14 protein-coding genes are annotated in these 14,047 nt (G+C 42.5%); 1 reads left to right on the plus strand and 13 read right to left on the minus strand.

Features of this window, described 5'->3' with window-relative positions; genetic code table 11:
* Nucleotides 1–11 precede the first annotated feature (11 nt).
* The 7 genes from OS112_07665 to OS112_07695 form a co-directional block, all read right to left on the minus strand.
* Entirely contained in the window at nucleotides 12–788 is a 777-nt protein-coding gene (locus tag OS112_07665) for an SDR family oxidoreductase (protein WAC04338.1), read from the minus strand.
* Nucleotides 757–1,440, minus strand: coding sequence for an HAD hydrolase-like protein (locus OS112_07670; protein WAC04339.1), 684 nt, complete (start codon nucleotides 1,438–1,440; stop codon nucleotides 757–759). The genes OS112_07665 and OS112_07670 overlap by 32 nt, the downstream gene beginning before the upstream one ends.
* Before the next feature lie 16 nt (nucleotides 1,441–1,456).
* Nucleotides 1,457–2,260 carry an aldolase/citrate lyase family protein gene (locus OS112_07675; GenBank protein WAC04340.1) on the minus strand — a complete coding sequence of 268 codons (804 nt, stop codon included), beginning with the start codon at nucleotides 2,258–2,260 and terminating at the stop codon, nucleotides 1,457–1,459.
* Between the two features lie 23 nt (nucleotides 2,261–2,283).
* Nucleotides 2,284–2,964: a hypothetical protein gene (locus tag OS112_07680; protein WAC04341.1), complete on the minus strand. Its 681-nt coding sequence runs from the start codon at nucleotides 2,962–2,964 to the stop codon at nucleotides 2,284–2,286.
* Between the two features lie 108 nt (nucleotides 2,965–3,072).
* Complete coding sequence (locus OS112_07685) at nucleotides 3,073–3,678, minus strand: SIS domain-containing protein (GenBank protein ID WAC04342.1); 606 nt, start codon at nucleotides 3,676–3,678, stop codon at nucleotides 3,073–3,075.
* Between the two features lie 4 nt (nucleotides 3,679–3,682).
* Nucleotides 3,683–4,489, minus strand: a complete 807-nt coding sequence (locus OS112_07690) for a methyltransferase domain-containing protein (GenBank protein WAC04343.1) — start codon at nucleotides 4,487–4,489, stop codon at nucleotides 3,683–3,685.
* Between the two features lie 224 nt (nucleotides 4,490–4,713).
* Nucleotides 4,714–5,778, minus strand: coding sequence for a Gfo/Idh/MocA family oxidoreductase (locus tag OS112_07695; protein ID WAC04344.1), 1,065 nt, complete (start codon nucleotides 5,776–5,778; stop codon nucleotides 4,714–4,716).
* A gap of 515 nt (nucleotides 5,779–6,293) precedes the next feature.
* Between OS112_07695 and OS112_07700 the strand changes: the two genes are divergently transcribed.
* Complete coding sequence (locus OS112_07700) at nucleotides 6,294–6,911, plus strand: putative sugar O-methyltransferase (protein ID WAC04345.1); 618 nt, start codon at nucleotides 6,294–6,296, stop codon at nucleotides 6,909–6,911.
* 6 nt (nucleotides 6,912–6,917) lie between these two features.
* On the opposite strand, the gene OS112_07705 is transcribed toward OS112_07700, so the two are convergent.
* The 6 genes from OS112_07705 to OS112_07730 form a co-directional block, all read right to left on the minus strand.
* Nucleotides 6,918–7,673, minus strand: a complete 756-nt coding sequence (locus tag OS112_07705) for a class I SAM-dependent methyltransferase (GenBank protein ID WAC04346.1) — start codon at nucleotides 7,671–7,673, stop codon at nucleotides 6,918–6,920.
* Between the two features lie 177 nt (nucleotides 7,674–7,850).
* A complete protein-coding gene (locus OS112_07710) occupies nucleotides 7,851–9,416 on the minus strand; it encodes a radical SAM protein (protein WAC04347.1) in 1,566 nt (521 codons plus the stop codon).
* A gap of 19 nt (nucleotides 9,417–9,435) precedes the next feature.
* Nucleotides 9,436–9,912 carry an acyltransferase gene (locus OS112_07715; protein ID WAC04348.1) on the minus strand — a complete coding sequence of 159 codons (477 nt, stop codon included), beginning with the start codon at nucleotides 9,910–9,912 and terminating at the stop codon, nucleotides 9,436–9,438.
* Nucleotides 9,913–10,118: 206 nt separating this feature from the next.
* Nucleotides 10,119–12,011, minus strand: a complete 1,893-nt coding sequence (locus tag OS112_07720) for a polysaccharide biosynthesis PFTS motif protein (GenBank protein ID WAC04349.1) — start codon at nucleotides 12,009–12,011, stop codon at nucleotides 10,119–10,121.
* An 83-nt stretch (nucleotides 12,012–12,094) separates the two neighbouring features.
* Entirely contained in the window at nucleotides 12,095–13,030 is a 936-nt protein-coding gene (locus OS112_07725; GenBank protein ID WAC04350.1) for a GDP-mannose 4,6-dehydratase, read from the minus strand.
* Entirely contained in the window at nucleotides 13,027–14,016 is a 990-nt protein-coding gene (locus OS112_07730) for an SDR family NAD(P)-dependent oxidoreductase (protein ID WAC04351.1), read from the minus strand. Before OS112_07730 ends, OS112_07725 begins: the two co-directional genes overlap by 4 nt.
* Between the last annotated feature and the right edge of the window lie 31 nt (nucleotides 14,017–14,047).

Raw genomic sequence — 14,047 nt, forward strand, 5'->3', positions numbered from 1 at the left:
TATCGCTTCCTTTAAATCGTCATCGCGGTAAATCCGCCATCCACCGTTATCTCGGCACCCGTCACGAAGGTCGCTGCTTCTGATGACAACCAGAGAACGGCCCCGCACAGTTCATCCGGCCTGCCGTACCGTTTCATGGGCGTATGCCCGAGAATCGCCCGGTTCCGGTCTTCATCGATGAAATGCCTCCTGCTCCATTCCGTGGGAAAAAATCCAGGCCGAAGGGCATTGACCCTGACATTGAACGGGGCCCATTCACGGGCAATATTCTGGGTCAGGTTCCTGATGCCGGCCTTTGCCACAGAATATGTGAACGCTTTTGAGAGCGGCGGACCGGCCGAGGCTGAAGAGATATTAATGATCGATCCTTTCTTCTGGTCGACCATGTATCTTCCAAAGACCTGACAACCGAACAATGTCCCTATAAGATGGACATCAAGAATGGCATGCCATTCCTCAGCAGTTATGTCAAAGAAGGGTGTCGGTGCATTGATCCCTGCTCCATTAATCAGGATATCAACATCGTCAAACTCAGATAGGATTTCTGCCAGCACGGATTCATGATTTTTCTTGTCCGTTACTTCAAGAAGGAATGGTGAGGCGATCCCCCCCCATGACCGTATGTCATCCACAACCGCATTGATACTTTTATCGTCACGGTCAAGGATGGCCACCTTTACTCCAGCGTGTGCAAGGGAGCGTGCCATTTCGCTACACAGGTACCCACCGGCCCCGGTGATTGCGGCAACCTTGCCTTCAAGCCCGAATAATTCTGTCAGATAATCCATCGCGACCACCATTCATCAGGTTTTTTACGATATATGCTTTTATTTCATATAAATCCTTGAAACATAGAGCTGGGACATCGTGGAAGTCATACCCGCTGATCCTGCCGATGAAAATGCACCCAGATTCCCTGGCCGAAATGTAATCCTCCCTGCTGTCACCAATGAACAGGATCTCACCGCAAAAGGCATTCTCCCTGCGTGCAATTTCTTTTAACATGATTGCCTTTTTCATCGGGGCCCCGTACACTTCCTTAAATATACCGGCAATACCTCTTGCAGAGAGAATCCGGGATAATTCATCGAACGGCGTCGCTGATGCGAGATAAAATGGAATTATTTTATTAAGGTCTGTTATCATATCGAGAGCCCCGTTCACGTAGGGGCATTTGGTAATTTTCTCCCGGGTCATACGTGCATATTCATCAGCCCATTCCGCTGCCAGATTCGGGGAATAGTGCTCGTGCATTATGTGTTCCATGATGTAGCGGAATTTTTCATGACGGCCAACCGCATTATGTGCCCTGTGATATTCCATCACCTGATCATAAAATTCGGGATATGCAGAAAAAAGATCAGAAAAAGCCTGATGCTTTATCTGGTTTGATTCGACAACAACACCGTCAAAATCGAGTACAATTGCCCGGATTGCCATGAAGCCCTGATTCTCGCTATTGTGCCTGCCTGATAATGTTCCCCATATTTTCACTCCATTTCCAGAGCAGGAATACATCGGACGCAAGGACAATTAATGTGTAGCCGGCGTCTTTTGCAGTCTTTATAGATTTCAGATCGGGTTCTGTAAGCTGGGTTCCACAGGCTTTATTGTGCCCTTTACAGGCTGCAATAACCTTTTTTCCTGCGGCAGTCACGAGGGGGTTGTCCAGTTGTCCTGGAATCCCCAGTGATCCTGAAAGATCGTAGGGACCTATCATCGCCCCATCAACCTGATCGCAGGAAAGGATCTCGTTAATGTTATCGACTCCTTCAATGGATTCAATCTGGACAATGACAGTAGATGCAGAATTCCATGAGTTTACATATTCATCAAAATCAAACCCATAACCCTGCGCACGTGAGATCCCGAAACTGCGCTTCCCCAGAGGGGAATACTTGGACCAGCGGATAATGTCCTCAACGTCCTGCGGTGTATCAACCATGGGAACAATGATGCCATCGGCTCCCGAATCGAGCAATCGCTTGATCATCTCCATATTATGGGAGGCAATCCGCGGAAGACAGAGAACCCCGTTTGCATGCGACGCTGCTATGATCCTCTGGGACTGTTCCTGACTGATGGTGCTGTGCTCTATATCGATTCCGATAAAATCAAATCCCGCACGGGTCATAATCTCGGTGATCTGGGGATGTGCAATAGAGGTCCATCCGCCAAAAACACATTTATTGGTGCGTAATTTCGATTTGAATGTTGCACGGGCTTCATTCAGCTGTTTTAAGGTATTCATTGCTTTCATGATTATCAGAGAGAGAACAAATATTAGAATTCATTTTTCGCAGCATCGCGGAGAAACATCTGTACAGTCTCTTTTGAGTAAGGGTGCACAATCATTCCTTTGATGATATCAGGAGTGACAGTGACGATATCTGCCCCGGCTTCTAACCATTCGATCACATTGAGCACTTCGCGGGTCGAACCAATAATAATCTTTGCGGGTAGCTTCTGATAATCGAGAACTTTTCGCAATTTCCGAATCTCGTCACAGCTGCTATATCCCATATTGTTCACCCTCCCGCCAAAGAGGGAGACATATGTTGCACCGGCCATTGCGGCAAGCAGGCACTGCTGGGCACTCATCATGGCAGTGGCATTCACTGGGATTTTGTAATGTGACTGGAGTTCATGAATTGCTGCAAGATTTTCCAGCTCTCCCTCGGGGCCATGGATGGTAATTTTTACATTGATATTTTTTGCCCACCCAGCATATTCCCGGGCCTGCCGGATCATCTTTTCGTAATCGTTCGTGGTGACCTCAACAGAAAGTGGATATGGATCAATTAAACGGGCAATTTCGATCGAACGCTGTTTTATGGCTTCCTTCCCGCCGGTTATCCCGTCCTTTATGAGGATGGTCGGGTTGGTTGTCACTCCCCGTATGATCCCCATTTTCATATATTTCTCAATCTCACTGATGGTCCCGGTATCCAGAAATATTGCCATATTTAAACCTCTCGTTTCATTAGTATTTTTATAGCATTGTTAAATTATTTTCCGGTAAAGAACGTTCATAATAAAAATCAGGAAGATATTTACGATTTACAAAGGAAATCAGGCTTTTTTCTGGGTTGACTCCCACTTGTTTTCGATCACTTTCATACGGGGATCCGAGGCTATAAGATGCCACAACACTCCCTGGAATGCCTCTGAATGAGGGGTGATCGTCTCGGGATTAACCGTAGGAATGATGACACACGCATCAGCAACCTTTGCGGTATAACCACCATTTCTTCCAACTATTCCGAGAATCTTTGCTTTCTTCTGTTGTGCATACTCAAGGGCCCGGACAATGTTTGCACTGATATTTTTCTCAAGATTGCCACCACCAACGGAAAAAACGAATACTGCATCACTGGATCGCAGGTTGCTCCCTTTAAGCCATTCTGAAAAAACCGTATCCCATCCTTCATCATTGGTCCGTGCCATCAGCTCAGATACGTTGTCAACCGGAGAATATGCTTCAAAACCAGCAAGTTTCCTGAAATCATTCACTGCATGGGATGCATTTCCGGCACTGCCACCCACACCAATGAAAAAAATGCGCCCCTTCTCTTTACGAACCGTTTTTAAAACCCGGATTATTTTTTCAATTTCTGCGGTATCGATCCTATCGACAATCTGTTTGACTTCATCAAGATACTGTTCTGTGTAGGACATTATTTCACACCCCCTTCTTTTTTGCAGCAATTCGTACAAACGAACTGAGCTTATTGACCTGGAGGAACGTCTGGAAATCCTTTTTTAATTGTTCATCATCGCGATCGAACATCGTTTTAATGAAACGGGGGAATCCTTTGTTAGGATCCCTGCGGTACGCCTCCTCAACGATGTTAAAATCCAGCATTCCGGGTGTGCTGAACTCGATGAGCTCAAATCCATGGCGTTTGAAAATTATCTGCAGCCCTTTCTGGGATAACACGTTGATCCGATCGAGTGGAAACACACTTTCGGAATGGTTCCAGAGCACCTGAAGATCAAAACCGCTAATCGAAATAGTTGTGATAAAACAGAGTCCGTTATCACTGATCATTTCACGCATCCGCGTCATCAGCGCATCCACATCGCTTGTGTAATCAATCACTTCGAAGGCTGTGATGATATTGGGTTTCTGTCCCGGCTCTTTCTGCATATCGTCTTCCCGCACAATCCTTGTGTTATTTTCAGGGCTGGTATACTCCTCAAACTCTTCCGGGTCAAAATAGGGGTTGACGATTATCTTGCCGGAAAAATTTTTGTTTTTTGCAAGTTCACGGCTGTAACTGATATTTTTTGAATTGATATCCGCAACAATTTTCTTTCCGGACAGATATTCGTCGGCCGTATCAAGGATCCACTGGAACCTCGGGATGTAAATCTTCTCCTTTCTTTTTTTGTCCGTGGTCTTTGTCAGCGTTTCCTGCCAGTAATGCGATGATCGGGATGCAAGGAAGTGGTTCCTGATCTCACGGTCGTCCGGTCGCGGGGACATATATACTGTACCACAGTTGCCGCATTCAAGGTACCCGAACCCAAATTTTTTAAAGGCCTTTTTTGTTAAACCGGATCTGCATGCCGGGCAAACGACATTTTTAAGACTTTTTTTGTTTTTGAACTCTGATTTCAGATCCGCCATGTTCAGTGAGAGGTACTGCTCAAATATCCGGTCTGGTTTGAATTCTCTCTCCTTAGCAGTATCAGTGAAAACTACATTTTTCATATGGTTTTATCCTCCTTTACGCTAATGGCATTCCCGTCAACAATTTTCTCATCCCGGTAAAGGGTATCGATCAACTCCATCACCCGCAGGGCATCATATGATGAGCTGTTATCGACTTTCTTGTTCCGGAGGATATATTCTGAAAACTGTTCCACCTCAATGGACCAGGACAGATCCTGGTCGAAATAAATCACCTCTTCACGGGGATTACCCAGAGCAAAAGATTCATCCTCGAACTGCCGTTTGCCGACAACAAGGGTTTCTCTGCCGTAACTGCCGGTTTTTGAGAGCAGCCCTTGCACAATCAGGTAGGCCTGCTCGAGAAATATTTCAATCTTGAAGCAGTGCTTCCATAAGGTAGCTGATGAATGGAGGGTGGCCACCTGACCATCCGAATTCCTCATGAACACAAACGCGTTATCCTCGACATCTGCTTCCCAGAACATCCGCGAGAGAAATCCCTTAATCTCCTGATAATCCCCGCAGAAATAACGGAAAAGATCGAGCATGTGGATTCCCTGGTCAAGAAGAATGCCACCACCGGATATCTCTTTCTGGTTGCGCCACGATGAAAGGTAATTTTTCCCACCGGATTTGCCATATGTGCCTTTCAGGAAGAGTATCTTCCCAAGCCGGCCGCCTTCAATCATCTTCTTTGCTTCAAGAATTCCCGGATGATAACGGTGATTGAACCCGAACATCAGTTTGAGATCCGGATTATTTCTCTCGGCTTCGATCATCATCTTAATATCATCAAGATTTTTCCCGGGTGGCTTTTCACAAAAAACATGCTTTCCGGCATTCAGGCTTTCGACAACAATGGTCGGTGAAAACGAGTTAGGAGTACAGATAAAGACAAGGTCAATGTCCGTTTTTAACAATTTTTTATAATCGGCATATCGTTTACATTTTATCGTATCATCCGTGGCCATCAGATTCTTGTTGGTATCACAGATTCCCGCAAGCTGGAGTTTAGGATTCTCTTCGACAATTTTTTTTCGGATTTTACCCATATAGCCGTAACCAACGATCCCGGCTTTGAGTTTATTTGATTTAGTCATCAGAGATGGATACTCTCCATTTTCTAGTATATTTTAGTGCGACATTATTTTAGGTTTGTGAGACTTCCTGTTTTGAATGCGACATAAAAGGAGAATGTCCTAATAGCATCTTGATAAGGATTGTGGTTACTCAAAAGATTTTAAGTTGCGACAATCATATGTGAGATAGATTTCAGATCCAGGGGGATTCTCTGACCATGTACGATGCCATTTTATCAATATTGTATGATAAATATTTTCTTTCGTTTTCCGGACATTCAGAGGTCACATCGAGTCACTGGCAGCAGGTTGGATCTCAGCAGGTAACAAAGGACAAGGATCTCTGGCTCGTCAAAGGTCAAGGATTTGGGAATTTTCTGGACAATAATATAACGAACCAAATCTTTCACGCACCGGAACTGATCCTCTCGGCAAGACTGTTGCAAACCCACCATTGTCCTCAGAAAATCTTTCAGGCAGGAAAAAGGGTTGCAGATTCACAGAATCGCCTATGTGAATTTGATTGTGTCAAACAGATGCTTTCGGTGTCCGCGATTATACAACAACTGAAAATTGACCTTTCATCCGAACATCCCTTTACTGATAAGGGAATAACGGTTGCCTGTGTCATTGGCGATGGTTATGGATACTTCACTTTACTTTTAAAAGCCCTTGACCCGGATCTAAAAATCATCACGGTGAACATTGGGAGAACATTGTTGTTTGATGTCCTGTTTGTAAAAAAAGGGCTGCCACAGGAAGAATCGCGCCTGATTGATGCCTTAAACTCGATGGATCCACTGGTTTCCCTGAATTTTTGTGAAGCGGAACAGTACGAGCTCTTACACGGTATGCCTATCGATCTGTTCGTCAACATCGCATCCATGCAGGAAATGAATCCTGTTGTAATAAATACCTATTTTGAGTACATGAGAGCGAGCAGGTCTGAAAAGGTATTTTTTTATTGCTGCAACCGGATTAAAAAAAATCTTCCGGATGGCACCATTACCCAGTTTTCTGAATACCCGTGGGGTGATGCCGTCATTCTTCTTGATGAACTATGCCCGTGGTACCAGGAATTTCCGGTGACAACTCCCCCATTCTGGAAAAATTTCGACGGCCCCACCCAGCACCGGTTTGTCAGATTAAAATAAGGGTGCCTATTTTTTTTTCATAACAGAACGGATCCACCACCTGTCAGGACCTTCCTCATCAAACCGGTAGGTTTCGAACAATTTTTTCCTCATAAAATCATCTGATTTTTCAGGAAACAGTGCCGTAAATAACCGGGACTCTGCTCCGGAAAGGAAGTTACGGATATCTTTAACAAGTTTTATCCCGTCCTGTTCTGCAATCAACAAATCCCGCAGCTGGCCATAACCCGTCTGATGAATGACCGAAAGACCGGTTTTATCAGCAAGTGCTAAGAGGCTTTTTTCAGTGTACACCACGACATGCGGTTCAAGGAGTGATTTAAATGTGTCATCCCGTTCGGGAAGATCAATGAATACGTACCCGCCCGGTTTGACATGGCTGATAATGTCTGACAGGAACGGCAAGGGATCAGGAACATGCTCCAGGACATAACAGATAGTCACAAGGTCAAATTGCCGGTCCCCAATACTGGCAATATCGGGAAATCCTGAAATCCCCCTCTTTTTTAACCGCTCAAGATTTTCCGGGCTGGGATCAGTTGCAAAAAAAGCAATCTGATCAAATCCCTGTTCTTTGAAGGCTTCATAGAGGAGACCATGCCCGCTCCCAACATCCAGAATTTGCGCATCGCCAGGGAGACGAATATGCCGCGTGATATATCTGACTCGTTCTTCTGCCTGGATCTTGTAGACAATCCCCACATCTTCAGATGTCGTCCAGACTGTTTTATAGTAAAGATCGAGATCCGACTTGGACGGCATCGGATGGATAAAAATCAGCTTGCACTCCGAGCATTCGTAAAGATCCCTTTCTCCAAAGAGAGGATTTTGGTTTTTATAGTGGGAGATATAATCAACCCGTGTCTTCTTCTCACACAACGGACAATAAAGATGCATCAATTTCATTCTGGCTTCTGCATGTTTTTTGCTTTGATCCTGCTACTTTGTTGACAGATAATGTTCTTTAAATTTTAAAGAGAATGTTTTGAAATCCCTCTTCTTTAGATAATTAAGAGCGCTGATAGTATGCGAAACAATCAGGGGTCGTCCTACACCAAATATTTTATTGAAAATAATTGATTTGATATTCAGATAATTAAGAAGGATTTTTGATGTGAATGAATCCGAAAAAACGGCTTTTTTTACAAGCGTTTCGTTTGCATAATTATTGACAATTAACCATATTATGTTTTTCAGAATTTGAAGTCTGGAATAGGGGAATAATCTGGATTTAAAACTCCAGTTCTTTGTAGTTCTTTCAATTAATGCATCCATATTTGAATCTGATGGTTTTATGTGGTGGTCTTCAATTGCTTTCAGGGTCAACGGGTAATTGGGAAAATATTGCATTGAGTAAATATTGACCAGCAAGGGATGTGGTAAATCATACAGCAGTTTGATAGTGTCTTCCAAATCTTTCTCTCTTTCGTAGGGGCTATCCAGAATGAAATCATATTTAACATTTAATTTCCGCGAGGTAAATTCCTTAACAAGAGCAATAATCTCTTCATTTGTTCCGGGTCGATTATATATCTGGTTTCTTACATAATCCGAACCAGACTGGATCCCGAAAAGGACCGTGTCCAATCCGGCAGTAACAAGTATATCCAATATCTCCGTGTTCAATGATTTGGGATGGTACATAACGAAAAAAGGCAATCCGATCTCGTTCTTATATTTGATTGAAAAATCCGACAGCCACACTTTATCAAGCGAGAATCCATCATCAGCAAAAAGAATATATTTTGTATTGCCTTTAGTCTTTGATAAGAATTGCTTGATCTCAGAGATTACACAATCCACAGATTTCCTTCTTGTATAAGAACCCAGAGGTTTATATAATGATTTCAAAATACTATTTACACAAAATGAGCATTTCCACGGACACCCGCGGGATGATAAGATATAATAATTCGAATCCAAAAGAGTGGTATCATTTTTCGAAATATTATCATTATCGATAAAATAGTAATAGTCACTTCCATATAGCGGATACGGCAAAGAGTCCAAGTCCTGGATCAGAGGCCGGAGAGGATTTTTGATAATTTCGTTGTCCTTTTTAACCCATAAATTGTTGATATGGTCAAAAGATTTTCCATCTCTTATTGCTGTGACAAGATCAATAAATGCCCCTTCTCCCTCACCAACACAGATAATATCTGTATCATCAACACAACTATCGGGGTATATTGTCGGATGTATCCCCCCCCAGATGATTTTTATTTCAGGATTTTGTGCTTTTATCAGTCTTGTTAATTTTCGAGCAATTTTTAAATACGGTGACAAAATCGTAAAAGAGACAATCGCAGGATTCAACTCTTTGATCAAATCAAGAAAAAGGGTTTCTTCTTTTTTGCTGGGGAATTCAAAGGTGTTGGTATCACAATTTTTCAGAAATATTGTATACGGTCTGATTCCATCGATTTTTTCAAGCAATGGGTGTAAAATCCTGACCGGAAAATTCTGATACCGGTATAATGCTACAAAGACAACAGTAAGTGTCATGAAACCTCCAGATGCATCATCATGATCTCTCTCCAATTTTTTTTGCCGGAACTCCCGCAACTATCGAATATGGTTCAATATTCTTTGTTACCACCGCTCCGGCAGCAACTACAACACCGTTTCCTATGTTAACATCCGGAAGAATAATAGCATTTGACCCTATCCAGACATCATCGCCAATGATAATTGTACCGCTTGAATGTCCTTGGTTTATTATTAATTCATCTCGTTTTTTATAATTGTGGTTTGCTGCCCGTATTATTACATTTGATGCAATGAGTACGTTGCTCCCTATTATTATCGTTCCTCCACAATCTGCAATAACCATAACATTTGTACTCAATCCTACATTATCCCCAATAGTGATGACCGCATTTTGCCTTCGTGCTAAAATCCGGCAGAATATATCGTGTCTGAAGTTTTTGCCGACTTTTATGTTACCTTCTATCCGTGTGGTCAATTTATCAGCGATTTTTCTTAGGATCGTATCAATCATAATCTCACCGGTGAACTGATTATTCCAAGTATATTTATTATGGCATCGCGCTATATTTCCACATTTTTTTAGAGAGACTCATTGACATGTATGTGATAATAATAACACTTAAACGGATTAAAACATGTGCGGGGCGGGTTATTTTTTTCCATCGGCCTCCATTCATATCCAAATAAACCTCTTAGCTCTTCCTAGGAATCATTATTTTATGAAAGTAATAACGTCTGCAGCCGATCTATCGCTTTCATATCCAGGTACTGGTCAATTTCACCTTTTACGTATCGTTCGAGAAATGCTTCGAACTGCTCATTGGTGATTTCATAGAGCCAGTACCGAACCAGTTTTTTCAATTCCATGTAATCATGTGCAACAAAATTCGGATAGCGGTTGAAGTAATATTTTCCCCCGATATCACGACCGGCGACATTATAATAAATTGATTTTACTTTCGCACCCAATGCCTCAGCATTTGTCGATGTATAGGCAACCGATATTACAAGATCGGAAAATGCAATTACATCAGTTGAAAAAATGCAGTCAGTTTCAGTCTTTCTCACAACAAGACAACGGGGATGGTTTTCGAGTTTCTCATACACCGGGGCGAGCTCCGGAGTTGCAGATAAGGGCTTTTTTTCCTTAAAAATTATATTTATATTGGGAAACTCATCAAGAAGCATGAGTATCTCTTCACCAAACCGTATACCATCGCTCACGGTATTAGGTGCCCAGTCTGCAAAACTGTTATCAAATATTCCAATGATTGTTCCCTTGAGTCCTTTTGATTGTATTTTTAAAGACAATAAAGAGGGTACTTTTCCTTCACGAATCTCCCTGATCCTTTGTGATGCCAGCACCCCGACAGGCACATAATACCCGATTGAATTCCGGTTATTTGAAAAATATCGAATTATCTTATTTCCAAATACAACAGCAAAATCTGATTTCATGAATGTATGAACAGTCGCTATAGGAACGGTTTCATCATATCCGCTGACATAATCGGCCGCGGAATTGTCCGGATATACATACCATGTCCTGCATCCGTTCCTTGAGAACAACAGGCTTTTCGAGATCGTATCGGGCAATAAGATTGAAATGTTATTTTTAATTTTATAGCAATCAAAAAAAATATTCCATTTGATCACATCGGTAAAAATTCGTCGGTTGGTCCGAATTATCACAGCATCTTCACGAAGTGAATGATAAAGGCATCGTATCCAGGCCGGAAAAGTTTTTGTCAAAAAGGGCATTAAAAATTCTTTTACACTTAATTTCTCTCGTTTGTGTAAAAAATCAAATGTGATAAATCCCTTTTTTTCTATATCTTTGGCAAAACTGGCATGGGCAGTTTCATCAATGAAAAGACACTGGTCCCGGGGGAAAGCATACCGTTCGTCGATGAGATAATCGATATAATGATGATTATATCCGAAGAGTGCAGGGAGATTCGCGTTGATTCCCACATGGAACTCTTTTGATGTTTTTTTCCTGAAGGTGAACCATTTGACTTTCCTTATAAGAATTACCATAGGGTAGAAAAAGATGAAAAAATCCCTGAATTGAGAGATAAAATTCCGGATTTTTACACCGGCACCAGAAACATTAATTATTTTTTGATTTGTAAGTAAAGAAACCGAAAAATCTGAATATATATGATAATAACGTGCGGGATAAAACGTGACTTCCTGTAAACTCATCTTGGAAATCTCATTGATTCGCAATTGATTGTCATATATTTTCTGGAGATCAAGAAGCAGCTCCTTTTTATACATATATAAAATTTCATCGGAATTAAAAAGGCGCCGGGAAATTTCGATTGATTTGCATTCTGAAAAATATCGATCAAATATATAGTCCAAGTGTTTATGCGCGTATACCCCGGCATCCATAAAAAAAGTATAATTAAAAATCTGTTTTGACAAATTGACCAGTCTTTTCTGATCAATAGTATCTTTTATTTGAGACTTTTTTACCAGCGCGTCGTCGATTTGAAAATAATAAATACAATATCCATTTTTAAGATACTGTTGCACATAGGGATAATATGCATTATTTATTTCCTCAAAAATCACTATTTTTCTGGTTTCTGGATCTGTCATTCTGACTTCCTTTTAACAGAATTATGGACATATCTTTTTCTGCCATTGATACAGCGTCACCTCTTTTTTTAAAAATACGCTGCTCATTGATCTCTGATAAATGCCTTCGTCTTCTCAATCCCTTCATCCAGCGAGGTCTTTGGCTCCCACCCAAGCAGCCGTTTTGCTTTAGATCGGTCACAGATAAGTTTCGGAATCTCGCTCTGCGGGTGGATGTGCTTAACGTGTTTAATCCTTGATTTGTCCTTACAGATCATGGCCGCAAGATCATTGATTGTCACATCTTTTCCGAATCCGGCATTAATGATTTCCCCGGTACACCGGTCGCTCATCGCTGCACGAACAACAAAGTCCGCACAGTCTTCCACATACATCAGGTCTCGTGTCTGGGTCCCGTCACCGTATATATTAAGTACGCCTACGTTCAGTTCGTTCTGGATAAAAACCGAGACCACGCCACCTTCACCCGTGGTCTTCTGGTAGGGACCATAGGTATTGAAGGGACGGAGAATTACGGTCGGAAGACCATAGGCATGGTAGTAGGACTGTACCATGTTCTCACCGGCAAGTTTTGCGCCGGCATAAGGAGATGCAGCTTTTGTGGGATGCGATTCGGATATTGCGCTACCGCTAAATGCTGCAGTGTCGTACACCATGCATGTGCTCATGAACACGAACCGAGCATTGATTTTTTTTACTTCTTCGAGAAGGTTGAAGGTGCCGATCACGTCATTTTCAAACACCTTGCGGGGATTGTCAATACTCTCCTGCACGATGATATTTGCAGCAAGGTGGATGACCACATCAAATTTTTGTTTGAAAAGCGCAGAGAGCATCTTTTTGTTCTTGATATCCCCGACTTTAACTTTGAGATAAGGATTTTTGGAGAATTCAGAAAGGTTATTCAGGCTGCCGTTGGAGAGATCATCGAGCACCCCTATGGAATGCCCGTCATCCAATAATCGCTTAACTACCCAGCGACCAATAAAGCCAGCGCCACCGGTTACCAGCACCTTCATATGCCTGCCTCATCCAGCAGCCCTAGGATCTCCCGTTTTGAAAGTGTTTTCATCTGTGCTGAATTTTTTATCGCAGTGATCCGGGAATACCCGGAATAATTAATGTAATCGATCATCTTCATCTGCGGGAAGATGACGTACATGTCCTTTCCTTCATATGCCCGTGACATCTCTTCTTCGGTCATGATCTCCTCGTACATCTTCTCGCCGGGCTTTTTTCCGATAATCTCCTTTTTCGCATTCCCGTACTTTTGGATCATCGCATCGGCAAGGTCATTGATGTTGACTACCGGCATTTTAAAGATAAAAATTTCCCCGCCTTCTGAGAGGATACCGGCTTTCAGGACGAGATCGATTGCAGTATTCCGGGTAATCATGAACCGTGTCATCGCAGGATCGGTGATAGTGACCTTATGGTCATTCTGGATCTGCTGTCTGAACAGCGGGATAACCGACCCGCTTGTGCCGACAACATTACCGAACCTGCAACAGGAAAAGATGGTGGTTCTTGCACCGTAATCATTGGCAGCAGTCATCAGTTTTTCAGCGAGCAGTTTTGTAGTACCCATGGTGTTCGAGGGATTTGCCGCTTTATCGGAACTCGTGAAGATCACTTTTTTCACGTTCTGGCTGATGGCGGCCTGTATCACATTCGCTGTCCCGATAATATTTGTCTCAACGGCATCAAGAGGATTGTATTCGCATTCAAGGACATGCTTGTATGATGCCGCATGAATAACAATATCAATTCCTTTCAGGGCATATTGTAACCGGTTAAGGTTCCTGATGTCCCCCAGAAGGAACCTGACTTTTTTTGCCGTTTCACCGGCAAACTTCTGTCTTAAGTAAAAAAGGCCGTTCTCATTGTTATCAAACAGCCGTATAACCTTGGGATCATACTCCAGCAGCTTTTCAATGAGTGCCTGCCCGATACTACCAGCAGATCCAGTGATTAAAATGCTTTTATCCTGATAAAAATTCTTCATCGTAAACCTGCGATATGATTTTCTATATGTT

The sequence above is a fragment of the Methanoregula sp. genome (assembly GCA_026625165.1).
In the GTDB taxonomy this organism is placed as follows: Archaea; Halobacteriota; Methanomicrobia; order Methanomicrobiales; family Methanospirillaceae; genus MVRE01.

Coding starts and splice junctions, on each gene's coding strand:
- OS112_07730 (WAC04351.1), bottom strand. CDS start 14,016: ATGAAGAATTTTTATCAGGATAAAAGCATTTTAATCACTGGATCTGCT.
- OS112_07725 (WAC04350.1), bottom strand. CDS start 13,030: ATGAAGGTGCTGGTAACCGGTGGCGCTGGCTTTATTGGTCGCTGGGTA.
- OS112_07665 (WAC04338.1), bottom strand. CDS start 788: ATGGATTATCTGACAGAATTATTCGGGCTTGAAGGCAAGGTTGCCGCA.
- OS112_07700 (WAC04345.1), top strand. CDS start 6,294: ATGCTTTCGGTGTCCGCGATTATACAACAACTGAAAATTGACCTTTCA.
- OS112_07685 (WAC04342.1), bottom strand. CDS start 3,678: ATGTCCTACACAGAACAGTATCTTGATGAAGTCAAACAGATTGTCGAT.
- OS112_07690 (WAC04343.1), bottom strand. CDS start 4,489: ATGTCCCCGCGACCGGACGACCGTGAGATCAGGAACCACTTCCTTGCA.
- OS112_07705 (WAC04346.1), bottom strand. CDS start 7,673: ATGCCGTCCAAGTCGGATCTCGATCTTTACTATAAAACAGTCTGGACG.
- OS112_07710 (WAC04347.1), bottom strand. CDS start 9,416: ATGACACTTACTGTTGTCTTTGTAGCATTATACCGGTATCAGAATTTT.
- OS112_07715 (WAC04348.1), bottom strand. CDS start 9,912: ATGATTGATACGATCCTAAGAAAAATCGCTGATAAATTGACCACACGG.
- OS112_07720 (WAC04349.1), bottom strand. CDS start 12,011: ATGACAGATCCAGAAACCAGAAAAATAGTGATTTTTGAGGAAATAAAT.
- OS112_07675 (WAC04340.1), bottom strand. CDS start 2,260: ATGAAAGCAATGAATACCTTAAAACAGCTGAATGAAGCCCGTGCAACA.
- OS112_07670 (WAC04339.1), bottom strand. CDS start 1,440: ATGGCAATCCGGGCAATTGTACTCGATTTTGACGGTGTTGTTGTCGAA.
- OS112_07680 (WAC04341.1), bottom strand. CDS start 2,964: ATGGCAATATTTCTGGATACCGGGACCATCAGTGAGATTGAGAAATAT.
- OS112_07695 (WAC04344.1), bottom strand. CDS start 5,778: ATGACTAAATCAAATAAACTCAAAGCCGGGATCGTTGGTTACGGCTAT.